General features: G+C 61.5%; 23 protein-coding genes. 2 read left to right on the top strand and 21 right to left on the bottom strand.

Going from position 1 to position 22,546, the window contains the following annotated elements; genetic code table 11:
- Positions 1-5 precede the first annotated feature (5 nt).
- The 18 genes from gutQ to ACJ8HB_RS15875 form a co-directional block, all read right to left on the bottom strand.
- Positions 6-977 carry an arabinose-5-phosphate isomerase GutQ gene (gene gutQ / locus ACJ8HB_RS15960; protein ID WP_047570967.1) on the bottom strand — a complete coding sequence of 324 codons (972 nt, stop codon included), beginning with the start codon at positions 975-977 and terminating at the stop codon, positions 6-8.
- Complete coding sequence (srlR, locus tag ACJ8HB_RS15955; RefSeq protein WP_033635559.1) at positions 970-1,743, bottom strand: glucitol operon DNA-binding transcriptional repressor SrlR; 774 nt, start codon at positions 1,741-1,743, stop codon at positions 970-972. Before srlR ends, gutQ begins: the two co-directional genes overlap by 8 nt.
- Positions 1,744-1,826: 83 nt before the next feature.
- Positions 1,827-2,183: a transcriptional regulator GutM gene (gutM, locus tag ACJ8HB_RS15950; RefSeq protein WP_033648849.1), complete on the bottom strand. Its 357-nt coding sequence runs from the start codon at positions 2,181-2,183 to the stop codon at positions 1,827-1,829.
- A gap of 46 nt (positions 2,184-2,229) precedes the next feature.
- Positions 2,230-3,009 carry a sorbitol-6-phosphate dehydrogenase gene (gene srlD, locus ACJ8HB_RS15945; protein ID WP_041036296.1) on the bottom strand — a complete coding sequence of 260 codons (780 nt, stop codon included), beginning with the start codon at positions 3,007-3,009 and terminating at the stop codon, positions 2,230-2,232.
- Positions 3,010-3,019: 10 nt separating this feature from the next.
- Entirely contained in the window at positions 3,020-3,382 is a 363-nt protein-coding gene (gene srlB, locus ACJ8HB_RS15940) for a PTS glucitol/sorbitol transporter subunit IIA (RefSeq protein WP_021504438.1), read from the bottom strand.
- A gap of 22 nt (positions 3,383-3,404) precedes the next feature.
- The gene (gene srlE / locus ACJ8HB_RS15935) at positions 3,405-4,385 is read right to left on the bottom strand and encodes a PTS glucitol/sorbitol transporter subunit IIB (RefSeq protein ID WP_033635556.1); all 981 of its coding nucleotides are present in this window, start codon (positions 4,383-4,385) and stop codon (positions 3,405-3,407) included.
- Positions 4,386-4,400: 15 nt separating this feature from the next.
- On the bottom strand, positions 4,401-4,949 hold the full coding sequence (gene srlA / locus ACJ8HB_RS15930) for a PTS glucitol/sorbitol transporter subunit IIC (protein WP_004941528.1): 549 nt from the start codon (positions 4,947-4,949) through the stop codon (positions 4,401-4,403).
- A gap of 258 nt (positions 4,950-5,207) precedes the next feature.
- Positions 5,208-5,735: a hypothetical protein gene (locus ACJ8HB_RS15925; RefSeq protein WP_033648847.1), complete on the bottom strand. Its 528-nt coding sequence runs from the start codon at positions 5,733-5,735 to the stop codon at positions 5,208-5,210.
- A gap of 337 nt (positions 5,736-6,072) precedes the next feature.
- A complete protein-coding gene (gene fbaB, locus ACJ8HB_RS15920; RefSeq protein ID WP_033635553.1) occupies positions 6,073-7,122 on the bottom strand; it encodes a class I fructose-bisphosphate aldolase in 1,050 nt (349 codons plus the stop codon).
- A 206-nt stretch (positions 7,123-7,328) separates the two neighbouring features.
- The gene (locus ACJ8HB_RS15915) at positions 7,329-8,015 is read right to left on the bottom strand and encodes a GntR family transcriptional regulator (protein WP_033635552.1); all 687 of its coding nucleotides are present in this window, start codon (positions 8,013-8,015) and stop codon (positions 7,329-7,331) included.
- Between the two features lie 98 nt (positions 8,016-8,113).
- On the bottom strand, positions 8,114-9,445 hold the full coding sequence (locus ACJ8HB_RS15910; protein WP_033654553.1) for an MFS transporter: 1,332 nt from the start codon (positions 9,443-9,445) through the stop codon (positions 8,114-8,116).
- Positions 9,426-10,931, bottom strand: a complete 1,506-nt coding sequence (locus ACJ8HB_RS15905) for a mannitol dehydrogenase family protein (protein ID WP_094860010.1) — start codon at positions 10,929-10,931, stop codon at positions 9,426-9,428. Before ACJ8HB_RS15905 ends, ACJ8HB_RS15910 begins: the two co-directional genes overlap by 20 nt.
- A gap of 52 nt (positions 10,932-10,983) precedes the next feature.
- On the bottom strand, positions 10,984-12,273 hold the full coding sequence (locus ACJ8HB_RS15900; protein ID WP_033648844.1) for an MFS transporter: 1,290 nt from the start codon (positions 12,271-12,273) through the stop codon (positions 10,984-10,986).
- A gap of 91 nt (positions 12,274-12,364) precedes the next feature.
- Positions 12,365-13,381, bottom strand: a complete 1,017-nt coding sequence (locus ACJ8HB_RS15895; protein ID WP_094860027.1) for a Zn-dependent oxidoreductase — start codon at positions 13,379-13,381, stop codon at positions 12,365-12,367.
- 5 nt (positions 13,382-13,386) lie between these two features.
- Positions 13,387-14,601, bottom strand: coding sequence for a D-mannonate dehydratase ManD (manD, locus tag ACJ8HB_RS15890; RefSeq protein WP_094860009.1), 1,215 nt, complete (start codon positions 14,599-14,601; stop codon positions 13,387-13,389).
- A gap of 166 nt (positions 14,602-14,767) precedes the next feature.
- Positions 14,768-15,673 (bottom strand): lipid kinase YegS, encoded by a 906-nt coding sequence (gene yegS, locus ACJ8HB_RS15885; RefSeq protein ID WP_033635546.1) that lies wholly within the window; start codon positions 15,671-15,673, stop codon positions 14,768-14,770.
- A 466-nt stretch (positions 15,674-16,139) separates the two neighbouring features.
- Positions 16,140-17,492, bottom strand: coding sequence for a prephenate-dependent tRNA uridine(34) hydroxylase TrhP (gene trhP, locus ACJ8HB_RS15880; protein WP_033635545.1), 1,353 nt, complete (start codon positions 17,490-17,492; stop codon positions 16,140-16,142).
- A gap of 180 nt (positions 17,493-17,672) precedes the next feature.
- Positions 17,673-18,011: a YegP family protein gene (locus ACJ8HB_RS15875; RefSeq protein WP_094860008.1), complete on the bottom strand. Its 339-nt coding sequence runs from the start codon at positions 18,009-18,011 to the stop codon at positions 17,673-17,675.
- Positions 18,012-18,350: 339 nt separating this feature from the next.
- Between ACJ8HB_RS15875 and ACJ8HB_RS15870 the strand changes: the two genes are divergently transcribed.
- The gene (locus ACJ8HB_RS15870; protein ID WP_004941563.1) at positions 18,351-18,614 is read left to right on the top strand and encodes an antitoxin; all 264 of its coding nucleotides are present in this window, start codon (positions 18,351-18,353) and stop codon (positions 18,612-18,614) included.
- Positions 18,615-18,617: 3 nt separating this feature from the next.
- Entirely contained in the window at positions 18,618-19,007 is a 390-nt protein-coding gene (locus ACJ8HB_RS15865) for a type II toxin-antitoxin system VapC family toxin (protein ID WP_033648839.1), read from the top strand.
- A 7-nt stretch (positions 19,008-19,014) separates the two neighbouring features.
- On the opposite strand, the gene baeR is transcribed toward ACJ8HB_RS15865, so the two are convergent.
- The 3 genes from baeR to ACJ8HB_RS15850 are packed head-to-tail and all read right to left on the bottom strand — an operon-like array spanning position 19,015 to position 22,540.
- Positions 19,015-19,731 carry a two-component system response regulator BaeR gene (gene baeR / locus ACJ8HB_RS15860; RefSeq protein WP_033635542.1) on the bottom strand — a complete coding sequence of 239 codons (717 nt, stop codon included), beginning with the start codon at positions 19,729-19,731 and terminating at the stop codon, positions 19,015-19,017.
- A complete protein-coding gene (baeS, locus tag ACJ8HB_RS15855) occupies positions 19,731-21,113 on the bottom strand; it encodes a two-component system sensor histidine kinase BaeS (RefSeq protein ID WP_094860007.1) in 1,383 nt (460 codons plus the stop codon). The genes baeR and baeS overlap by 1 nt, the downstream gene beginning before the upstream one ends.
- Positions 21,110-22,540 (bottom strand): MFS transporter, encoded by a 1,431-nt coding sequence (locus ACJ8HB_RS15850; RefSeq protein ID WP_160866766.1) that lies wholly within the window; start codon positions 22,538-22,540, stop codon positions 21,110-21,112. The genes baeS and ACJ8HB_RS15850 overlap by 4 nt, the downstream gene beginning before the upstream one ends.
- Positions 22,541-22,546: the final 6 nt, after the last annotated feature.

The following is a 22,546-nucleotide window of genomic DNA, read 5'->3' as shown; positions in this document are numbered from 1 at the left end:
GTTGATCAGCCGATGCCGGCCTGATGCAGATCGTGCAGGTTGAGCGCCCCTACCAGCACGCCGTCCATATCGACCACCGGGGCCGCGCTGATGTGCTGTTCGTGCAGCGCTTCCAGCGCCTCGCCGGCGCGCCACTGCTCCGGCAGCCGATAGCCCGGGCGGGTGATTGCCGGGCTGAGCGGATCCTGCAGGCTGTTGCCCTTCACCAGCCAGCGGCGCAGGTCGCCGTCGGTAAACACGCCCACTACCCGCTGCTGCGCGTCGCAGACCGCCACTAACCCGAGCCCGGTGCGGCTCAGTTCCAGCATCGCTTCCATCACGTTGGCGCTTTCGCTCACGCGCGGCAGGCGATCGCCGGTGCGCATCAGGTGATGCACGCGGTTCAACAGGCGCGCCCCCAGGCTGCCGCCCGGGTGCGAGCGGGCGAAATCTTCCGCGTTGAAACCGCGCTGGCGCATCAGCGCCATCGCCAAGGCATCGCCCATCATCAGCGTGTTGACCGCGCTGGAGGTCGGCGCCAGCCCCATCGGGCAGGCTTCGCGCTCGACGCCGATATCCAGCACGCAGGCTGCGGCCAGCGCCAGCGGCGACTCTTTGCCGCCGGTGACGGCGATCACCGGAATGCCGTTCTCCGCCAGCAGCGGCAGGATCAGATCCAGCTCTTTGGCGCGGCCGGAGTAGGAGATGAACACCACCACGTCGTCGGCGCCGATCATGCCGAGATCGCCGTGCAGCGCCTCCGCCGGGTGCACAAAGAACGACGGCGTGCCGGTGCTGGCCAGCGAGGCGGCGATTTTCTTGCCGATATGGCCGGACTTGCCGATGCCGGAAATCACTGCTTTGCCACGGCAGTTCAGCAGCAGTTCGCAGGCGCTGACGAAGTTGTCGTCCAGGCGCGCCAGCAGGCGTTGCGCTTCGGTCAGCTCGATCTCCAGCGTTTCGCGGGCGAAGGCGAGCAGGGCGTTGGCGTTACTCATCGGGGTCTCCTACCAGAAGGATATTGATGCCTTTCGCCTGCAGGGCGGCGAGGTAATCGGGGTTGATGTCTCGGTCGGTGATCAGCGTGTCGACGGCGCTGAGTTCGCACACCACGTTCGGGCTCTTGCGGCCGAATTTCGAGGAGTCTACCAACAGAATAATGCGGCCGGCGGCTTCGCACATCGCTTTGCTGACGTTGTGCACTTCGTTGAAGGTGGTGACGCCGGCGTTGAGATCGACGCCGTCCGCGCCGATAAACAGCTTGTCGAAGCTGAACTGCTGAAACGCCGATTCGGCCAGGCTGCCGTGGAACGAGGCCGATTTTTTGCGGTAGGTGCCGCCCGGCATCAGGATGGTCTGATCGTTGTCCAGCTCCACCAGCGCGTTGACGATGGTCAGGCTGTTGGTCATCACCGTGATGTTATTGAACTGCGCCAGGTGCGGCACCATCTGCAGCACCGTGCTGCCGGCGTCGAAGATCAGCGAGTCGCCGTCGGCGATCAGCGCCACGGCGGCGCTGGCGATGTGGCGTTTTTTCTCGGTGTTGATATGGGTTTTGCGGTCGATCGGCTGATCGCCGTCGTCGCGGCTGAGCACCACGCCGCCGTAGGTACGTATCACCTCGCCTTCTTCTTCCAGCAGGGTGAGATCCTTGCGGATGGTGGTGCCGGTGGTGGAGAAATGCTCGGCCAGGGCATCCACTGCCGTTTTGCCGTGCCGCTGCAGATATTCAAGGATAGCGGCCTGCCGCTGCTTTGGTTTCATCGCGATTCCCGTTCACAAGAGTTGGGCATTTCCCCTCGCTGAATAATTCACTATGAAAGGTAATGTCTTTTAATGTGAAAATATCACGATTTGGGTTCAATCGCTAACGATAGTGCAGACTGGCATGCGCGATCCTCGGGGAAGATCACATCCGGGCGCAAATCCCGCTGATGCAAACCGTGCAATCGAGGCAGCGGGCGGGGCCGGGCGAAAACGGTCAGGCCGCGCAGCAACAGGCTGCCGCACACCCGCCGATCGGCGTCGAAGGCCAGCGCCAACACCACTCGCGGGCGGAAGCGGCCGCCGGAACGGCCGACGCCGACGGCGCCCAGCCGGCACAGGCCGTCGAAGGCGCGGTTGAAGCGCTGCAGTTGCCACCAGCCGAAGGCGATTTGCAGCAGCCAGGCCAGCAGCGCGAAGGCGATCAGAGCTTGAGTCATGGGGTTCTCCTTAGGCCCCCTTCCGCCGAAGGGGGCATCGATGGCGTCAGAACATCACCTGGCCGCCGGTGATGTTGATCGATTGGCCGGTGCAGTAAGAGGCCTTGTCGCTGGCGTAGAACAGCAGGGTGTTCAGCACGTCCTGGTAGTCGCAGCCGCGCTTCAGCGGCACTTTGTCGATGTAGTACTGCTCCACCTGGTCCGGCGCGATGCCCAGTTTTTGCGCGTACTGCGGCAGCAGCGACTGGAACATCGGCGACTTCAGCAGGTTGCCGAGCATCAGCGAATGCACGGTAATGCCGTACTCCGCCAGATCGAGCGCCAGCGACTGCGTCAGCCCCACGCCGCCGAACTTGGCGGCACTGTAGCCGGAGTTGTGCTTGCTGCCGACCTTGCCGGACTTGGAGTTGATCTGAATGATGCGCCCGGCGATGCCGTCGCGGATCATCAGGCGCGAGAACTCGCGGGCGCAGAGGAAATAACCCACCAGGTTCACCTGCAGCGAGCGATCGAAGTCGCCCAGCGGAAAATCGGTGATCGGTGCCGCCTTGGCGATGCCGGCGCTGTACACCAGCAGGTTGGCCTGGCCGAACGCCCGGTCAACCGCCGCCGCCAGCGCCATCACGCTCTGCTCGTCGGTGGCGTCGGCCTGAAAACCGCAGGCGCTGCCCGCGCCAAACGCTTCGTTGATCTGCTGTGCCACCTGATTGGCATTGTCGGCGTTCAGATCGGCTACCGCCACCCGATAACCGGCCTGCGCCAGCCCGTGGGACAAAAAGGCGCCTAACGTTTGGCCGCCGCCAATCACTACAGCTACTTCAGACATGGTCTACTCCTTATGCGATAAATGACAGCGTGCTGCCCAACGGGATATCGGTCGGCGTCGGGCCGGATACGTGGATCGAGCCGGGGAATTCGGCTTCGGCTTCGCCGTCGAAGCGCACGGTGATGTGGCCCAGCTCGCGCAGATTCTGCGTGGCGACGCTGCCGACGGCGGTGATGGCGTAGCGCCGCTGCGCCAGTTCCATCACGCCGCCGACCTGCAGCTCGCCGGCGGTCGCGCCGTGGCGGTGGATGAAGCAGAACTCTTCGATATCCGCCGGCGCGCCTTCACGGAAGGTGATCAGCATGTTGTCCAGCAACGCGTCGCGGGCGCAGCCGCCGATCTGCGTGATGGTGGTGTGAAAAATGGTGTGCATAAACGTCTCCCTGGAAATCAGCTTATTGATAAATGAAGGCCGAGGCGGCCCAGGCGATCAACACCGTCGGCGCGCCGGTCAGGAAGCGGCCGACCAGCACCGAAGGCACGCCGACCCGCACGGTGTCCTGCTTGGCTTCCGCCAGCGACAGGCCGACCGGAATGAAGTCGCAGGCGGCCTGCGCGTTGATGGCGAACAGCGCGGGCAGCGCCAGCTGCGGCGGAATATGGCCGAGGCCGATCTGCACCCCGACCAGCACGCCGATCACCTGGGCGATGACCGCGCCGGGGCCGAGGAACGGCGACAGCAGCGGGAATGAGCAGATCAGCGCCAGCGTCACCAGGCCGATCGGGCTGTTGGCGAGTGGCGTCAGGCCGTGAGCGATAAAGTCCCCGAGGCCGGAGGCCATGATGATGCCGATCAAGGCCGAGACGAACGCCATAAACGGCAGGATGGTCTTCAGCACGGTGTCGATGGTGTCGCGCCCGGCCTGGAAGAACACCGCCACCACCGATCCCATGCCCATGCCGACCTTCGCCAGCAGCCCGTCGCTTTGCTCGGTGATCTTCTTGCTGGTGTCGTAGTCGCGCGCCTTGGGCGGCGCTGCAACGGTGGCGGCGGGTTGGCTATCTGCCGCTTCGATTCGGCTGATGTTGTGGTCGCGCACGCCGGAGACATAGATGTCTTCGAGGATAAACTGCGCCAGCGGGCCGGACTGGCCGGTGGCGTGGATGTTGACCGTCGGAATGCGGCGTTTCGGATACAGGCCGCAGCGCAGGGTGCCGCCGCAGTCGATCACCGCCACCCCGATCTCTTCCGCCGGCGGTTCACCTTCTTTGAAGCCGTCGACGGCCGGCCAGCCGGTCAATTCGCTGAGGCGATCGACGATCGAAGGTCGGGTGCCGGCGGTGATGTACACCACTTTCTTGCCGGGCTCTATCGGCAGCTCCAGGGGGCCGCCCCAGCCGCTGGCGCCTTTTTCAATACGGATATAAGCACTCATGCTGCACTCCACGAATTAAAGTTGCACCTGGCGATCCAGACGGATGCCCATCTTGCGTTCGAACAGGCTGGTGGTGAGATCGGTGACCCAGCCGCGGAAGAAGTTGGTGAACAGCCCCACCAGGAAATAGCTCACCGCCAGCGGGCCGAGCGGCAGGCCGAGGGTGGTCAGGCCGCTGGCGATGCCGAGGTAAACGAACAGCTCGCCCGGATTGATGTGCGGGAACAGGCCGTTCATCGAGTGGCAGCTGTAGGAGGCCGCCGCGTAGTAGCTCGGCTTGTATTTCTCCGGCATGAAGCGCCCCAGGCTGAGGGTCATCGGGTTGCAGAAGACAAAGGTGCCGATCAGCGGCAGCAGCAGATAACGCGACACGGGGTTGCCCGCGCAGCGCTGCGCCAATCGTTCGATACGTTCCTGGCCAACAAATTTGATCAGCGCGTTCATGATAACCAACAGGCTGATCAACAAAGGTAAAATGCCGGTCACCATGCCGACAAACACTTCACCGCCTTTCTGAAACAGGCCGATAAACCACTCGGCGCCGTGGGTGATTAGCTCAATCATTATGTTCTCCTGTAATGGACTGATATGGCCTGGAGCGAACGGCGGCTCTGTCGCCATGGGCCTTACAGTAGTCACTTTGTTGGGCCATTTGTTTTAAATAGATCACAATTTGAAAGATAAATATTTTATTTTGAAAGTTTAAAATGAAAGAAAGAGAAGGTCTGTGGCATGAGGGGGAGAGCGCGGGCGCAAAAAAGCCCGGTGAACCGGGCTTTGGGTAGGGGGTATACGGAAATCGCCGTTGTTAGCGTGTTTCTGTTACTGCTCGAGAATCTTTTGTATTGTCTCTACGGAAGCACCGTTTCTTTCGGCCGTTTGAGCCAGTTCTTGCTTTTGTTTGTCTTTTTCAGCGATTGCCATATCTTTGGCGGCGGCTATCGCGGCCAGGAAAATTTCTTTTTCCGTCGCGGTGAGCGGGCCTTGTAGTCTGGCTTCGCAGACGCGATACAACGTATCGCGGATAAAATTTACCGTGGTGGTGCGCCGAGCCAGATCGACTACGGCGGTGCTGAACTCTGCATCGCCACTGACTTTTTGAATTTGTTCCGTGCTCATTTCAGCTTTCAGCGCGGCAATAACGGACTGCGCGACATCAGGCGGTGGAGCCACGCAGTACTTGATATTTGAGTCTGCGGGAATATAAATGGCGCTGCTTCTTGTTGAGTCATAGTCAAACCAATACGTTTCTCCAGGTTTCAACTCATGCCTAGAGGCCGGAGATTTAAATAGCGCGCAAGACGATAGCGAAAGGATGAGCAGGGAGATGATTACAATATTGACTTTCATGATGGCACCACCATAAAAATGTGGGTTAACTAGCGTAAAATTTAGTCAAAAGTCCATAAATAACAATGAACTATAATAATTATTAATGCGCTAAGTTTTTGTGTTTTCGGAAAAGGTGGGGAATTTGAAATTTGATAAGGTTAACTTTTAATCTTTAATGATTTATGTCGTTCTCTTTCGCATATTTGGAATAAAAAAAGCCCAGGGAGATTAAATAAAAACCAGCTCTTATTTTTGCTCATAAAATACATTCGGTTGCATTATTTCCTTGTCAAGACCTCCCTCGATGCACAAAAAAGCCCGGCGAACCGGGCTTGAGGACAGGCGGTCCGTCACATCAGGCGATGGTGACCTTCTTGTCCAGGTAGGCGTCTTGCACGGCGTTGATCAGCGCCACGCCGTCTTTCATCGATTTCTTGAACGCCTTGCGCCCCAGGATCAGGCCCATGCCGCCGGCGCGTTTGTTGATCACCGCGGTGCGCACCGATTCCTGCAGATCGTTCTCACCGGCGGCGCCGCCGGAGTTGATCAGCCCGGCGCGGCCCATGTAGCAGTTGGCCAGCTGGTAGCGCACCAGATCGATCGGGTGATCGGTGGTCAGCTTGGTGTAGACGCGATCGTCGGTATAGCCGAATTTCACCGCGCGGTAGCCGCCGTTGTTTTCCGCCATTTTCTGTTTGACGATGTCGGCGCCGATGGTGGCGGCGATGTGGTTGGCCTGGCCGGTCAGATCGGCGCTGGAGTGGTAGTCCACGCCGTCCTTGTTGAATGCCGGGTTGCGCAGATAGGCCCACAACACGGTGACCATGCCCAGCTCATGCGCGCGCTCGAAGGCGATCGAGATCTCTTCGATTTGGCGGCGCGACTGCTCGGAGCCGAAGTAAATGGTGGCGCCGACCGCCACCGCGCCCATGTTGAACGCCTGCTCGACGCTGGCGTACAGGGTCTGGTCGTACTGGGTCGGGTAGCTCAGCGTTTCGTTGTGGTTGAGTTTGACCAGGAACGGAATTTTATGCGCGTAGCGGCGCGATACCGACGCCAGCACGCCGTAGGTGGAGGCGACGCAGTTACAGCCGGCTTCAATCGCCAGCTCGACGATGTTCTTCGGATCGAAATACAGCGGGTTGGCGGCGAACGAGGCGGCGGCGGAGTGCTCGATGCCCTGATCGACCGGCAGGATCGACAGGTAGCCGGTGCCGGCCAGGCGGCCGTGGTTGAACAGGGTTTGCATCGAACGCAGCACGCTGTTGGGGCGGTTGTTATCGATCATTACGCGGTCAACGAAGTCGTCGCCCGGCAGGTAGAGATTCTCGGCGGGGATAGTGGTACAGCGGTGTTGCAGCAGATCTTCCGCTTCCTTTCCTAGCAACTGCACAATATCAGTCATGATTCACTCCCGATTAAGCTTCTTCATACACCGGCAATGCAAGGGTTTTTGACCACCGGCGCAGTAAAAAAGCGGTGATTGAAGCTGTAAAGCGATACTACCGAACTGGATCCGGCAAGGACAAACAATAGATGCGATTGAGAGGAAATGCCATTTGCGAGGCCAAATACGCGGGGACGATCGCCCCCGGCGCGCTAAACGATTGATTATTCGATCTCGAACCACTCGGTGTTCTGCTGGGCGATTGGGGTGATGGAGTAGATCATCTCCTGCAGGTGATCGTGGATGGCGCGCTCCGCCGCCTCGGCATCGCGCGCTTTCAGCGCCTCGTAGATGCGGTAGTGCTGCTTGATCAGGCTCTCCGGCGGCGAGACTTCGCTCAGGCTGAGGAAACGCACCCGATCCATGGTGGCCTTGATGGTTTCGATGGTCTCCCACGCCAGCGGGCAGTCGGCGAACTGGGTCAGCAGCTGGTGGAATTCGTCGTCCAGCGCCAGAAACTCGCGCGTTTGCCCGTTCTGCGCCGCCAGCGCCTGGCGGTGCAGGTTATGCTCCAGCGTCATCAGCTGCGCCGGGGTGGCGCGCTCGGCCGCGCGGCGCACAATGGCGCATTCCACCGCCTGGCGGATAAAGCGCCCGTCGGCCACGCGCTTGGCGGAGATTTTCATCACGAAAGTGCCGCGCTGCGGCAGGATCTGCACCAGGCCGGCCTCCGCCAGCTTGATGAAAGCTTCGCGCACCGGCTGGCGCGAAACGCAAAAGCGCGTAGAAATCTCTTTCTCGGACAACAGGGTGCCGGGGGGGATGGTGCAGTCGACGATATCCTTGCGCAGGAAGCGATAGATCTGTTGGTTGACCGGGACGTTGTTGGTGAGACTGTACGTTTCAGACATGGCGACAATCAGGCATCTGGCTGGAATTCGAATGCCACCATACTAGCAGATTATTGGTTGAGGGCGGGTGGATAAATCCACCCGCCGGGCAGGGTAACTCAGTGATGCCAATCCTGATATTCCTGCTTGCGCCGCCCTGGCGCGGTTTCCGGCATCAGGCTCAGGCCGATGGCCGACACCACGCCCAGCACCATCATGTAACCCGCCAGCCCGTAGTAGTGGCCGCCGGTCACCTGCAGGATCTTCACCGCCAGCAGCCCGAGAATGCCGCTGCCGATCAGCGATCCGATCTGCCAGATCAGCGCGATGCCGCTGCAGCGCACGCGGGTGGGGAACAGCTCCGGGAAGTAGGAGGCCTGCGGCGCGTAGCACATGCTGTGGCCGAAGGTCAGCACCACGATCATGGCGATCTGCGTCACCCAGAAATTATCGAGGTTGATCGCCATAAAGAACGGCACGATGCACGCCACCTGCAGCAGCGCGCCGGCGATGTATACCGGTTTTCGCCCAACCCGATCGGAGAGGCGGCCCATCAGCGGAATGGCGAAAATCTCCAGCAGCACCGCCACGATCATCGCCTCCAGCAGAATGCTTTCGTTGAGGTGGTTAGCCTTGCCGTAGGCCAGTACGATCACCGTGAACATGGCGAAGGCGCAGGCTTCAATCAGCTTGGCGCACACCCCTTTGCCGATAAGGCCGGGATAGCGGCGGGCTACTTCCACCACCGGCCGGCTCTCCACCGCCTTGGTGGCACGGATTTGGGTAAACACCGGCGACTCGTCGATCTTCAGGCGAATAAACAGCCCGACAATCACCAGCAGCAGGCTGAGCAGGAACGGAATGCGCCAGCCCCAGTCCAGCATCTGCGCCGGCGATAGTACGGCGGTCAACAGCGCGAACAGCCCGGACGGCAGCAGGAAACCGGCGGGCGCGCCGATCTGTACCCAACTGGCGTAGAAGCCGCGCCGCGGCGGCGGCGCATATTCGGCGGTCATCAGCACCGCGCCGGCCTGTTCGCCGCCGACGCCGAAGCCCTGCAGCACGCGGATAAAGATCAGCGCGAGCGGCGCCCAGATGCCGATCTGCTCATAGGTGGGCAGCAGGCCGATGCAGAAGGTGCCGAGGCCGACGATCAGGATGGTGATCACCAGCGCCTTCTTGCGGCCGACCTTGTCGCCGATGTGGCCGAACACGATGCCGCCCAGCGGGCGCGCCAGGAAACCGACCGCGTAGGTGGCGAAGGCCGCCAGCGTGCTGATCAGCGGATCGGCGCTGGGGAAAAACAGCTGGCCGAAGAACAGCACCGCGGCGGTGCCGTAGGCGAAGAAATCATAATACTCGGCGGCGGTGCCGATGGCCGAAGCGCTGGCGACGCGCCGCAGCAGCGGTTGATTGCCGGTATTGACGGCGTTATGCGTGGTGACGGTCATCGGAAACCTCCCGGTCGGTAAGCGGCAGAGCGGCGACGGCGGCTTTGGCCCCCAGGCTCAGCAGTTGATGATAAGCGTGGCTGACGGCGCGGACGAAGTCAGGCGAGTCGGGCAGATCCTGGCCGAAGACGCTGTCGAGCTGCAGCAGCGCCAGGACGCGGGGCCGGCCTTCCTCGCTGCCGGCGACCAACGCGGCGATGGGGTCGCGCAGCGGATCGCTGATGTCGATCGGCGCGCCTTGCTCATCGCGGCCGCCGACGTAGCGCATCCAGCCGGCGACGCCCAGCGCCAGGCAGTCGAAGCGGCTGCCATGCGCCAGATGCCAGCGGATCGCGTCCAGCAGCCGCTGCGGCAGCTTTTGCGTGCCGTCCACGGCGATCTGTGCGGTGCGGTGCTTCAGCGAGCGGTTGCGGAAACGCCGCAGCAGCGAGTCGGCATACTGCGCCAAATCGACGTTCGGCACCTGCAGGGTCGGCGCCTGTTCCGCCAGCATCAGGTGACGGGCGGCGCGGACAAAATCCGCGTCCTGCATGCAGTCGCCAATGTGCTGATAACCGGCCAAATAGCCGAGGTAGGCGAGGAACGAATGGCTGCCGTTCAGCATGCGCAGCTTCATCTCCTCGTACGGCAGCACGTCGCTCACCAGCTCGGCGCCGACTTTTTCCCAGGCCGGGCGCCCCTGGGGAAAGCGATCCTCAATGACCCACTGGCTGAACGGCTCGCAGGCCACGCCGACCTCATCCTCGACGCCGTCCAGGCAGGCAAACAGCTGCCCGCGGGCTTCCTGCGTCATCGCCGGCACGATGCGATCCACCATGGTGGAAGGGAAGGCGACCTCTTGACGCACCCAGTCGGCCAGCGCCGGATCCTGCCGCTGCGCCAGGTCGAGCAGCACCTGGCGCGTGACCCGGCCGTTGGCCGGCATATTGTCGCAGGACATCACGGCGAACGGCGGCAGCCCGCGTTCGCGGCGCAGGCGCAGCGCCGCCAACAGCAGCCCCGGCGCCGACTGTGGCTGCGCCGGGTGAGCGATATCATGCGCGATCGCCGGGTGTTCCGCCATCAGCCGGCCGCTGGCAGGGTGGTGGCAATAGCCCTTTTCGCTGATGGTCAGCGAGACGATGGCGATCTCAGGCTGCGTCAGGGCCGCCAGCACCGCCGCCAGCCCGTCGGTTTGCAGGTGCAGCGCCTGGCGCACCACGCCGATGACCCGGCCCCGCAAGCCGTCGTCGTCCATCTCCGCCACCGAGAACAGCAGATCCTGTTGCTGCAGGTCGGCGATCTTTTGCCGGCCGTGCTGCATGCTGATTTCGCAGTAGCCCCAGTCGCTGCCGTGCTCGCTGGCCAGCCTGTCGGCGTACATCGCCTGGTGCGCGCGGTGAAACGCGCCGAAGCCGATATGCACCATGCGCGGTTTCACTCGCTCACGTGCGTAGCCGGGCCGGAGAACGGCGGCCGGCAGCGCGCTGTGGTCGGAAAGTCTCATGTTCAATGTCCCTGGAGAGGTAAGCAAAGGGGCGAAGCCGCCCCGCCTGGCGTTATGGTTTTAAGATTTGCACGCCCGCCGTTGCGCGCGGCGCCTTGATCACCAGCAGCACCAGCAGCGCGCCCAGCGCGGCGACGCCGCCCGCCAGCATAAAGGCGCTGTCGAATTTGCCGGTGTTCTGCACGATGTAGCCGGTGACGATCGGCCCGATGATGCCGGAGACGCTGCCGATCAAATGAATGAACCCGCTGGCGCCGCCGACCCGGGATTTATGCACCACGTCCTGGATGATCGCCCAGTAGAGAGCGCCGGTGATGTAAAGGAAGAAGATCGACACCGACATCAGCATCACCGCCGGCACCACGCTGCTGACGGTGCCTGCCAACGCCACGCACACCGCCGCCGCCAGCAGGCTGGTGACCAGCACGATCTTGCGCGACAGCAGCAATTTGCCGGTGATGTTGAAGATTTTGTCGGAAATATAGCCGCCGAGCGCCAGCCCGACGAAGCCGACGATCCACGGGATCATCGTGGTCAGGCTCATCTCCTTGATGTTCAGGTTGTGCGCCTGCACCAGATACGAGGGGAACCAGCTCAGGAAGAAGAACAGAATATAGTTGTAGCAGAAGAAGGCGAAGGCGGTGACCAGAATGATCGGCTGCTTCAGGTAGTAACCCAGCCCGTGCGCGGCGTCGCTCAGCGCGCTTTCCTCGCCGAGGTTTTCCTGTTTCAACCGCGCGATCAGCGCCCGTTCTTCGGCGCTGACGCGCTGGCTTTTCGCCGGGTTATCCGCCACCACGAAGAACCACACCAGCATCCAGACGATGCCGATGGCGCAGATGATCATAAACGCCGGTCGCCAACCGAACGCCAGCGCCAGATAGCCGACGATTGGCCCGGCCACCGCGCCGCCCAAAGGCGAACCGGCGCTGAGCAGGCCCATGGCGGTCGCCGCCTGCTTCTTCGGGAACCAGCCGTTGATCATCTTGTTGGCCGAGGCGCAGATCGGCCCTTCGGCCATGCCGAACAGGATGCGCAGGATCAGCATCGAGTAAAAACCGGTGGCGATCGCCGTCATGCCGCAGAAGATAGACCACAGACCGACCGCCACGCCCAGCACCAGCGTCGGGCCGAAACGGTCGACCGCCAGCCCGCCGACGAAGTTGAAGATGGCGTAGCCGAAGAAGAAGCTGCCGAAAATCAGGCCGAACTGTTCGGCGTTCAGCATCAGATCCTGTTCGATCATTGGCACGGTGATCGACAGCGCCACGCGGTCGAGGTAGTTGATCATGTAGACCATGAACAGCAGGAACACGATGGTCCAACGCAGGTTTTTAAACATAAAGCGCTCCACTGGGTGTCGTTTTAATCGTGATGCTTCGTTGTTTGCACGGGCGGCGGGTGCCGCCCAATGCCCCGATGCTGCCTTGGCGTTACTCGAACTGCAGCAGCACCTTGCAGCAGGTGCGCTGATCCCGCTCGAACATCAGCATCGCCCGTTCGACGTCGGCGGCGGGCACGCAGTGGGTGAGCAGCCGCTGCGGGTCTAGCTTGCCGTCCGCCATCCAGCCGATCACCTGCGGGAAGCGCGCGCTGTTCAGGCGCGAGGAGAAGATCGACAGCTCCTTGCTGGTGATGCTCTGCTGGGTCAGGGTGCAGGCGTCGCCGGAAAAGCCCATGATGCCGATGCGCGCCGCCGGCGAGGCCAGATTGATCGCCTCCGGCAAAATGGCGGGGTGGCAGGCGGCATCGACGATCAGCGTCGGCTGAATGCCGCGCTGCTGCAGCATCTGCGGCAATGCGGCCTCGGCGTTGTTGAACGTCTCGTCGGCGCCGTTGGCACGCGCCATGTCCAGCCGTTCGGCGATGCGATCGACGACCCACACCTGCTTGACGCCGTACACGCCTTTCAGCGTCTGGATCACCGTGAGCCCCATCGGCCCGGCGCCGTAGATCAGCGCGATGTCGTCGGGGCGCGGTTGCAGATGGGCGGTAATGTTGGCGGCGATGCTGAAGGGTTCGATCATCGCGGCGTGGCGATCGCTGATGGTGGGCGGAATCGGATAGGCGTTGCGCGCCGGCACGCAGGCGTAGTCGCTGAAGCCGCCGTCGCGGTGCACGCCGATCACCTGCAGCGAGGTGCAGACGTTGGGGCGGCCGACCGAACAGGGATAGCAGTGGCCGCAGCTCACCACCGGATCTACCGAGACGCGTTCACCGAGGCGCGCTGGATCGACGCCTTTGCCCAGCGCATCGATCAGGCCGAAGAACTCGTGGCCGATCACCCGCGGATAGCGGGCGAACGGGTTATGGCCGTGATAGATATGGACGTCGGAGCCGCAGATGCCGGCGAATTTCACCTTGACCCGCACCTCGCCGGCCGCCGGCTGCGGCAGCGCGCGCGTCTGCAGCGTCAGGCGCCCGGGCTGTTCGATCACGACGCTGCGCATGGTGTTTACCAGTTCCATAAGGTGCCATCCTCCAGACGCGCGACCGGCAGGTAGGCCGATTCATACGGATAACGCGCCGCCAGCTTCTCATCGAACTCGATGCCGATGCCCGGCTTGTCGCCCGGGTGCATATAGCCGTCGTCGAATGTCCAACTGTGCGGGAACACCTCGAGCATCTGCTCGGAATAGCCCATGTATTCCTGCACGCCGAAATTCGGCACCCACAGATCGAAATGCAGCGCCGCCGCCATGCAGATTGGCGACAGATCGGAAGGGCCGTGGGAGCCGGTGCGCACCTGATACAGCGAGGCGAAGTCGGCGATGCGCCGCATGCCGGTGATGCCGCCCGCGTGCGTCAGGGTGGTGCGGATGTAGTCGATCAGCTGTTCTTCGATCAGCTGTTTGCAGTCCCAGATGCTGTTGAACACCTCGCCGACGGCGATCGGCGTGACGGTATGCTGGCGGATCAGGCGGAAACAGGCCTGATTTTCCGCCGGCGTAGGATCTTCCATCCAGAACAGGCGATACGGTTCGGCGCTTTTGCCGAAGCGCGCCGCTTCGATCGGCGTCAGGCGGTGGTGCATGTCGTGCAGCAGATGTTCGTTGAAGCCGAACCTGTTGCGCACCGCGTCGAACAGTTTGGGGGTGAAATCGAGGTATTTTTCCGTCGACCACAGCTGCTCTTCCGGCCAGTCGCCCTTGGTGGCCGGCTCATAGGCCTGGCCTTTGCCCTTGGCCATGCCGTAGGTGGTTTTCATACCCGGCACGCCGCATTGAACGCGGATCGCCTTGAAGCCTTGTTCTTTATGTTTGGCGTAGTCGTCGAGCACCTCGTCGATCGAGTGGCCGGTGGTGTGGCAATACACCATCACACCGGAGCGCGAGGCGCCGCCCAACAGCTGATACAGCGGCATGTTGGCGGCCTTGGCCTTGATGTCCCACAGCGCCATGTCGACAGCGGAAATGGCCGACATGGTCACCGGGCCGCGCCGCCAGTAAGCGCCTTTGTAGAAGAATTGCCAGAGGTCTTCGATCCGCTGCGCGTCGCGGCCGATCAGCTGCGGGCAGAGGTGATCTTTCAGGTAAGAGGCCACCGGCAATTCGCGGCCATTTAGCGTGGCGTCACCGAGGCCGACGATGCCGTCATCGGTGGTGATTTTCAGCGTGACAAAATTGCGCCCCGGGCAGGTGACGAACACCTCGGCGTTGACGATTTTCATAACCTTCACATCCTGTAGCTGCGGAGAGATAGCGCGAAAATACGTCATGAACTAACTACCATACAAGTATGATTTGATGAATTTGCCGGAGAGGATCACATTTGATCGCGAGCGGAAGCGGGTAAACGGGGGAAGAAACGGGGCGCAGCGGCTGCGCCCGACAAGGTCAGCCCAGCAGGGCGCAGTTAGGCGGCAGGCGGCATTCGATGGCCTGCGGCAGCACTTCGATGCGGAAATGGCGGCCCTTGAGCGGTTCGCCGTCGAGGTTGAAGGTCATCTCATGCGGCGCGTCGATCTCGAGCCACGGCAGCGCCGCGCTGAGGATGCTGTTGCTCTCTTCGTCGTTGAACAGGGCGGCGACCAGCGCCGGCAGCAGCTCATCGGCGATCAGCAGGCGCAGCTGCAGCAGGCCGTCGTTGATCAGCGCGCTGGGGCACAGCTCCTGGCCGCCGCCGGCCTGCTTGCCGTTGCCGATGCCGATCACCAGCGCCTCGCCGGCCCAGCGGAAGTCCGGCCCGCGGATTTCACAGCGGTCGGCCTGCAGCGTATCCATGCGCAGCAAGCCGTGCACGAAGTAGGACACGCCGCCCAACGCCGCCTTCAGCTTCTCCGGCGTTTCGGTGGTGATGCGGGTGCCGAAGCCGCCGGTGGCCATGTTGATGAAGTAGCGCTCGCCGTTGACCTTCGCCAGATCGATCGGCACCGAGCGGCCCTTGATCGCCAGCTGCAGCGCCTGTTCCGGCGAAGGGGGGATGTTGCAGGCCATGGCGAAGTCGTTGGCGGTGCCGAGCGGCAGGATGCCCAGCGCCGGCCGGTTGTGCGCCGGCAGTTGCACCAGCGCGGCGGCCACTTCGTTGATGGTGCCGTCACCGCCGCCGGCGACGACGGTGCCGACGCCGAGCTGCGTGGCTTCTGCGACATAGCGCGCGGCGTCGCCGTGCTCCCAGGTTACGCGCACGTGCAGCGTGATTTGCTCTGCGCGCAGGCGTTTGACCGCCTGACGCAGCTCTTCGTTACCGGCGCCTTTGCCGTTGATGATAAGCAGGGCGGGCGCATGTGAGTGTTGAGGCATTGCCGATATCCTCCGGCGGAAAACCAAGAATGCCTCAAGATAAACCAGCTGCCGCCACCAGGCCATCAGAATATTCAGCTAATTCTGGTTATTTCCCGGCGTTCAGTGAATAAGAAACAAGGCGAATTTATCTGAATTTTACCCGGAAATAAGCCAGGTTTTAAAGACGAGAGGATTAATCGCTGTAGCGTTATTTATATATCGAAGCGGCGTGATTATTATTATTAAAACGGATAACGGGAATAAGTTATGGAAATCGGCGCGGCGAAAAAAATAGGCGCACCCATAAAGAAAAAGCCAGCCCAAGGGAGATTGGGCCGGCTAAGGAGGTGGTTCCTAGTATTGCTATGCAAATATTTTCGTTGTTCGTTTTAAGCAGCGTGATAGTAACCAAGCTGCGCGCACATTGATGTGATCCAATTCTAATATTTGCTAAAAATCGCCGCCGAATGACGGCGATTCATTTTTATGCCCCGGCGCTATTTTCTTCCGCCAAATTGCGGATCAGCAACGCATAATTGAGATCGATATCCTGCGGGATCGGCAAATAAACGATATGGCCGTTGCCCGGCGCCACCTCAATCGGCTCGCCTTTCTTATTTTGCATGCTCTCGAGGGTGAACACCACGTTGCCGCCCGGCGTCATCATCTCGACGCTGTCGCCGAGCGCGAACTTATTCTTCACGTCGACTTCCGCCCAGCCATCGCGGCGCACGCCGGTGAATTCGCCGACGAACTGCTGGCGCTCGGAGAGCGAGGAGCCGTAGTCGTAATTCTGCTGCGCTTCGTGCACGTGGCGGCGCAGGAAGCCTTCGGTGTAGCCACGGTGCGCCAGGCCTTCCAGCGTGGTAAGCAGAGTCGGATCGAAGGGTTTGCCGGCGGCCGCGTCGTCGATGGCGCGGCGGTAGACCTGGGCGGTGCGGGCGCAGTAGTAGAAGGATTTGGTGCGGCCTTCGATCTTCAGCGAGTGCACGCCGAGCTGCGTCAGACGTTCCACGTGCTGGATGGCGCGCAGATCCTTGGAGTTCATGATATAGGTGCCGTGTTCGTCTTCGAAGGCGCTCATATATTCGCCTGGCTTTTGCGCCTCAGACAGCATGAACACCTTGTCGGTCGGCGCGCCGATGCCCAACGTCGGCTCGACGGTTTGCACCGGGATCGGCTCGTGCAGGTGCACGATATTGCCGGTGTCGTCCTCTTTGCCTTCTTCCGCTTTGTACTGCCAGCGGCAGGCGTTGGTGCAGGTGCCCTGGTTGGGATCGCGCTTGTTGATGTAGCCGGACAGCAGGCAGCGGCCGGAGTAGGCCATGCACAGCGCGCCATGCACGAAGATCTCCAGCTCCATGTCCGGCACTTCGGCGCGGATCTCGGCGATCTCTTCCAGCGACAGTTCGCGCGAGAGGATCACGCGGGTCAGGCCCATTTGCTGCCAGAACTTCACCGTCGCCCAGTTAACGGCGTTGGCCTGCACCGACAGGTGGATATCCATCTGCGGGAAGGCTTCGCGCACCATCATGATAAGGCCGGGATCGGACATGATCAGCGCATCCGGGCCCATATCGATAACCGGCTTCAGATCGCGCAGGAAGGTTTTCAGCTTGGCGTTGTGCGGGGCGATGTTTACCACCACGTAGAATTTTTTGCCCAGCGCATGGGCTTCATTGATGCCCTGCGCCAGATTCTCGTGGTTGAACTCGTTGTTGCGCACCCGCAGGCTGTAGCGCGGCTGGCCGGCGTAAACCGCATCGGCGCCGTACGCGAAGGCGTAACGCATGTTTTTCAGCGTTCCGGCCGGGGAGAGAAGTTCCGGTGTAAACATAGTGTGTCTCGGTCTGATTTCAGGTCAGCACCACGCCACCTGATGGCGCAGTAAAAGCGGGGAATTGTAGCCGCAGCGCGGCAAGAAATCAGCAGTTAACCGGATTTATTCAGGGGAGATTGATCTTGGTCAAACGGAAAATGCGCGGCGGCGGGCCACCGCGCGGGAGAAAGGGAAATATCAGGCGCTCAAATCGCGGATATCGGTGGTCGGGCCGTTTTTCATCACCGACTGGATACCGTTTTTGGCGGCGCTTTCGGAGCTGTACATTTCGCTGACGCCGATCACCTGATGGTTCTTTGCCTTCAGCACAAAATAGGGCTGATTGCTGGCGCTGTGCTTCAGTTCGTACTGCGCTTCATGCGGCGAGTTGGTCTGCACCGAGGCGATGCCGTTCTCCGCCGAGGCTTTGCTGGCATACATCTCGCTGGCCAGAATGATCTCGCCGTTACTGGCTTTCAGGTTGAAGTGGTACTGTCCGTTCTTTGCTTTTTTCAGCTCGTAATGACCGATTGCCATGGTTCTTCTCCTGTAGGTTCCGATTCGTGATGTAAGTGTAGCCAATCGCTTGAAAATCGGCGGCTAAACCTCACAGCAGCTTAGTCGAAAAAATGCGCAGTTTTTTTGCGCCGGCGCGGAGTTTTCATTCGGTGAACCTGGCGCCGCACGGGAAGCTAAGGGAAGGCGCGGTGATTGCGCAGTGCGCCGCATAACAAGGGGAACAGGGTTTCACCCCGTGAGATTGTGCGTTACGGTTTGGCCGTTTCGTCAATATGGATGAAAAATGAGCGATACATCTTGGCATCGACACGCTACAGGCATATGCTTTGGCCTATGCCTGCTGTGGAGGTTGTCGAGATGGAAAGAATCGCAAAGCTGTTTAAAAACGGCAGAAATCAGGCGGTGAGGTTACCGGTGGAATTTGAATTTGATACGGATCGTGTCTATATCCGTCGCGATCGGGAGGGCAACGTGATTTTATCCAAATATCCGGCAAAGCCGGACAGCTGGGCACCGCTGCTGAGCATTATCGCCCAAACGCCGGTGCCACAAGAGTTTCTTGGCGCGGAAGATCGTCAGCAAGGGGTTGCAGACCGCGATCCATTCTCAGAGGAAGAGTAGGCGATGTACATGTTTGATACCAACACCGTCAGCCACTTGTTTCGGCAGCATCCGCAGGTGCTTAACGTCATGGAAAAGCTCCCGCCTTCTGCCGTATGTATTTCCAGCGTCACGGAGGCGGAACTGCTTTACGGTGTGGCTAAACGGCGGAACAAGGCGTTGCAAAGCGTGGTCGAGGCCTTTCTTGCCGCGGTGACGGTCTATGCATGGGATAGCGAGGCCGCCCGCTGCTACGGTGAAATGCGCGCGAACATGGAGAAAAAGGGCAAAATCATGGGCGCGCTGGATCAACTGATCGCCGCGCACGCGCAGAGCCGTGGCGCGACGCTGGTGACCAACGATCGCGCATTCGCCATGGTGCCCGGGTTGGCGGTTGAAGACTGGACGCGCTGATTTCCCCCTAAACCCCATTCACCAGCCGGCAGGGCTCGGCTTCCCAGCGGTAGCCCACGCCGTATACCGAGCGGATAAAGGATTTTTCCCCGTCGATCAGTTCCAGCTTGCGGCGCAGGTTTTTGATGTGGCTGTCGATGGTGCGGTCGGTGACCACCCGGTAGTCGTCGTACAGGTTGTTCAGCAGCTGCTCGCGAGAAAATACGTTGCCCGGCTGGCTGGCCAGCGTTTTCAGCAGGCGGAATTCCGCCGGCGTCAGATCCAGCAACTGCCCCTGATAGCTGGCCTGGAAGCGCGGTTCATCGATGTGCAGCAGGTCATCTTCCCGCGCGCTCTCCTGCGGCCGATAGCTGCGGCGCAGGATGGTTTTCACCCGCGCCACCACTTCGCGCGGGCTGTAGGGTTTGCAGATGTAATCGTCGGCGCCGATCTCCAGCCCCAGCAGGCGGTCAATCTCTTCGATTTTCGCCGTCACCATCACGATCGGAACGTCGCTGAAGCGGCGCAGCTCGCGGCACACCGTCAGCCCGTCGGCGCCCGGCAGCATCAGGTCGAGCAAGATCAGCGCCGGCGGATGCTGGTGCACGGTCGGCACCACCTCGTTGCCGTTGGTCAGCCAGCGGGTGGCGTAGCCCGCCGCCTGCAGATAATCCACCAGCAGCTGGCCCAGCTTGGGCTCATCTTCAACAATCATGATCTGCACGGGTTGATTCTGAATGTCCATCAGGGCGCCTTATTTTTTATCGGGGTAGCAAATTCTACTGTAATGCGCACGCCGCCTAAAGGCGAATGCACGGCGCGGATTTTCCCGTCGTGCGCTTCCACGATGTTGTGGCAGATCGCCAGCCCCAGCCCGGAACCGCCGCTGGCGCGGTTGCGTGAACCTTCCGCCCGGTAGAAACGTTCGAAAATGCGCGTCAGTTGCTGATCGCTGATGCCCGGCGCGCTGTCCTGCCAGTAGAGGAGCAGCCGCCCCGGCTGCAGCTCGGCGCCGATCTCCAGCCGGCCGCCGGCGTCGGTGTAACGCAGGCTGTTTTCCAGCAGGTTATTGAACAGCTGGTTCAGGCGATCGGGATCGCCGAACAGCGGCGCCTGGGGCGGCAGATGGGTGACGATCTCCAGCCCTTTGGCGCGGAAGCGTTCGCGAAAGGCGGCGACGGCGATCTGCAGCAGGTGCACGCAGTCCACCGACGATTTGCGATAGGCCAGCGCGCCGAGATCGGAGAGCGACAGCTGGTGCAGATCGTCGACCAGTTTGGTCAAGGTGGATACCTCGGCCTGCAGCGAACTGAGCGACGCCGGCGTCGGCTGGCGCACGCCGTCCTGCAGCGCTTCCAGTTCGCCGCGCAGCACCGCCAGCGGCGTGCGCAGCTCGTGCGATACGTCGGCCATAAAGGCGCGGCGCATCTGCTCGTTTTTTTCCAACGAGGTGGCCAGCTGGTTGAAGTCGTGCGCCAGCCGACCCAGTTCATCCTGGCTGCTGACCGCCACGCGGGTGGTGAAATCGCCCGCCGCCAGGCGGTGGGTGCCCGCCACCAGACGCTTGACCGGGGCCAGCATGCCGCGCGACAGCAGCCAGGTCACCGCCGCCGCCAGCAGGGTGGAGAGCGCGACGATAATCCAACTGGTGCGCCGCTGCTGGCGATCGAAGTTGATGTCGGTATTGCGCGTCAGGCGCTCGACCGGGGTGGTGAGCACCCAGCCGACGATCTGGTTGTTGTAGCGGATCGGGTGGCGCGGCCCCTCTTTCGGCAGGGGGCCAGAATGCCCGACCAAACGATTGAACTGGCTGTCCACCACCCAAAACTGGGTGCGCCAACCCTTGGGCGGCAGATTGTGGCTGCTGTCGCTGTTCTGCTCGAACGAACGCATGATTTGGTAGACCACCTGATCGTTGTTGCGCAGGAATATCCAGTTGCCATGGTGGCTGTACTGTTCCTCCAGCGCTTCGCTCAGCATGTTGATGCGTTGCTCGTTGCTGCTCTTGATGTAATCGATAAAGCCGCGCTCAAAGCTGACGCGCACCCCCCAATGCATGGTGATCAACACCAGCATGCAGGTAGCGAAAATGGCCAGGAACAGTTTCCCGGTAATGCCTATCCTCATTGCAACCTCGTTGAGCCGGTACCCGGCTCTTTGGTCAGCGTGCGGTTGGGCGCGCTATCGGCCGGCACGCGCGCGAAGGCCAGCGCGGGCAGAGCGATAATCAACGCCATACAGCAGTAGCTGTAAATAAATGCGCTGTGAATGGCCGGGCTATCGGCCACCACCTGATGATGGGCGAAACTGCCGATCAAGATGCCGGCGACGCTGACGCCAAGGCTCATCGACAGCTGCATGACCATCGATAACAGGCTGTTGCCGCTGCTGGCCAGCCTGTCTGGCAGATCTTTCAGCGTCAGGGTGTTCATCGCCGAGAAGCGCAGCGAGTTGACCATCCCCTGGAAGAACAGCACCACCGGCAGCAGCCACAGCCAGCCGAGCATCGCCGCCAGCAAGAAGCTCAGGCTGACCAGCGCCAGCAGCAGCGTGGCGGCCACCAGCACGTTACGGTAACCGAAGCGGTTGACCACCTGCACCACGATGCGCTTCATGCCCATGCTGCCGATGATCATCGGGATCATCATCAGCCCGGCGTGGAACGGCGTGAAGCCCATGCCGACCTGCAGAAACAGCGGCGTCATGAACGGCAGCATGCCGCTGCCGATGCGCCCCAGCAAGCTGGCCAGCAGCCCGATCTTGTAAGTCGGGGTGCGCAGCAGCCGCAGCGAGAACAGGGCACGGCTATTGCCGTAGGCATGCCAAACATACCCCAACAGCGCCGCCACGCCCAGCGCCACCAGGCCGGCGATGGCGCCGCCGGACAGCCCCATGCCCTTGTGGCCGTCGAGCGCCAGCGTCAGCGACGCCATGCCGATCGCCAGCAGGATAAAGCCGCTTAGATCGAAGCGGCGGGTCTGCATTTGGTAGTTGGGCATCAGCAGCAGCGTGGCGATGGCGCCCACGATGCCCACCGGAATGTTGATCAGGAAAATCCAATGCCAGCTGGCGTATTGCACCAGGAAGCCACCCAGCGCCGGCCCCATCAGCGGGCCGATTTGCCCCGGCAACGTCACGAAGGTCATCGCCGCCATGTACTGCTCGCGCGGCACGATCTTCATCACCGTCAGGCGCCCGACCGGCACCATCATCGCGCCGCCGATGCCCTGAAGCACGCGCGAGGCGATCAGCTCGTTCAGGGTTTCCGAACGGGCGCAGAGGAGGGAGCCGAGGGTGAACAGCAGGATGGCGCTGAAAAACACCCGCTGTACGCCGACCTTGTCCGCCAGCCAACCGCTGGCCGGCAGCGTCACCGCCACCGTCAGCACATACGAGACGATCACCGACTGCATGCGCAGCGGGTTCTCCCCCAGGCTGGCGGCCATCGAGGGCAGGGCGGTGTTGACGATAGTGGTATCCAGCGTCTGCATAAAGAAGCCGAATGCCACTATCCAGAGTTGCCAGCGTACCGTGGCGGCGTGTTTTATCAGCATCTGTCG

This window comes from Serratia sp. CY27727, assembly GCF_052169275.1.
Classification (GTDB): Bacteria; Pseudomonadota; Gammaproteobacteria; order Enterobacterales; family Enterobacteriaceae; genus Serratia; species Serratia sarumanii.
The sequence above is the reverse complement of the archived record's forward strand: the minus strand, read 5'-3'. Positions and strand labels throughout refer to the sequence as shown.

What these genes read in the sequence shown, in the direction of transcription:
- gutQ (WP_047570967.1), bottom strand. Translation starts at nt 977, where the DNA reads ATGAGTAACGCCAACGCCCTGCTCGCCTTCGCCCGCGAAACGCTGGAG.
- srlR (WP_033635559.1), bottom strand. Translation starts at nt 1,743, where the DNA reads ATGAAACCAAAGCAGCGGCAGGCCGCTATCCTTGAATATCTGCAGCGG.
- gutM (WP_033648849.1), bottom strand. Translation starts at nt 2,183, where the DNA reads ATGACTCAAGCTCTGATCGCCTTCGCGCTGCTGGCCTGGCTGCTGCAA.
- srlD (WP_041036296.1), bottom strand. Translation starts at nt 3,009, where the DNA reads ATGTCTGAAGTAGCTGTAGTGATTGGCGGCGGCCAAACGTTAGGCGCC.
- srlB (WP_021504438.1), bottom strand. Translation starts at nt 3,382, where the DNA reads ATGCACACCATTTTTCACACCACCATCACGCAGATCGGCGGCTGCGCC.
- srlE (WP_033635556.1), bottom strand. Translation starts at nt 4,385, where the DNA reads ATGAGTGCTTATATCCGTATTGAAAAAGGCGCCAGCGGCTGGGGCGGC.
- srlA (WP_004941528.1), bottom strand. Translation starts at nt 4,949, where the DNA reads ATGATTGAGCTAATCACCCACGGCGCCGAGTGGTTTATCGGCCTGTTT.
- ACJ8HB_RS15925 (WP_033648847.1), bottom strand. Translation starts at nt 5,735, where the DNA reads ATGAAAGTCAATATTGTAATCATCTCCCTGCTCATCCTTTCGCTATCG.
- fbaB (WP_033635553.1), bottom strand. Translation starts at nt 7,122, where the DNA reads ATGACTGATATTGTGCAGTTGCTAGGAAAGGAAGCGGAAGATCTGCTG.
- ACJ8HB_RS15915 (WP_033635552.1), bottom strand. Translation starts at nt 8,015, where the DNA reads ATGTCTGAAACGTACAGTCTCACCAACAACGTCCCGGTCAACCAACAG.
- ACJ8HB_RS15910 (WP_033654553.1), bottom strand. Translation starts at nt 9,445, where the DNA reads ATGACCGTCACCACGCATAACGCCGTCAATACCGGCAATCAACCGCTG.
- ACJ8HB_RS15905 (WP_094860010.1), bottom strand. Translation starts at nt 10,931, where the DNA reads ATGAGACTTTCCGACCACAGCGCGCTGCCGGCCGCCGTTCTCCGGCCC.
- ACJ8HB_RS15900 (WP_033648844.1), bottom strand. Translation starts at nt 12,273, where the DNA reads ATGTTTAAAAACCTGCGTTGGACCATCGTGTTCCTGCTGTTCATGGTC.
- ACJ8HB_RS15895 (WP_094860027.1), bottom strand. Translation starts at nt 13,381, where the DNA reads ATGCGCAGCGTCGTGATCGAACAGCCCGGGCGCCTGACGCTGCAGACG.
- manD (WP_094860009.1), bottom strand. Translation starts at nt 14,601, where the DNA reads ATGAAAATCGTCAACGCCGAGGTGTTCGTCACCTGCCCGGGGCGCAAT.
- yegS (WP_033635546.1), bottom strand. Translation starts at nt 15,673, where the DNA reads ATGCCTCAACACTCACATGCGCCCGCCCTGCTTATCATCAACGGCAAA.
- trhP (WP_033635545.1), bottom strand. Translation starts at nt 17,492, where the DNA reads ATGTTTACACCGGAACTTCTCTCCCCGGCCGGAACGCTGAAAAACATG.
- ACJ8HB_RS15875 (WP_094860008.1), bottom strand. Translation starts at nt 18,011, where the DNA reads ATGGCAATCGGTCATTACGAGCTGAAAAAAGCAAAGAACGGACAGTAC.
- ACJ8HB_RS15870 (WP_004941563.1), top strand. Translation starts at nt 18,351, where the DNA reads ATGGAAAGAATCGCAAAGCTGTTTAAAAACGGCAGAAATCAGGCGGTG.
- ACJ8HB_RS15865 (WP_033648839.1), top strand. Translation starts at nt 18,618, where the DNA reads ATGTACATGTTTGATACCAACACCGTCAGCCACTTGTTTCGGCAGCAT.
- baeR (WP_033635542.1), bottom strand. Translation starts at nt 19,731, where the DNA reads ATGGACATTCAGAATCAACCCGTGCAGATCATGATTGTTGAAGATGAG.
- baeS (WP_094860007.1), bottom strand. Translation starts at nt 21,113, where the DNA reads ATGAGGATAGGCATTACCGGGAAACTGTTCCTGGCCATTTTCGCTACC.
- ACJ8HB_RS15850 (WP_160866766.1), bottom strand. Translation starts at nt 22,540, where the DNA reads ATGCTGATAAAACACGCCGCCACGGTACGCTGGCAACTCTGGATAGTG.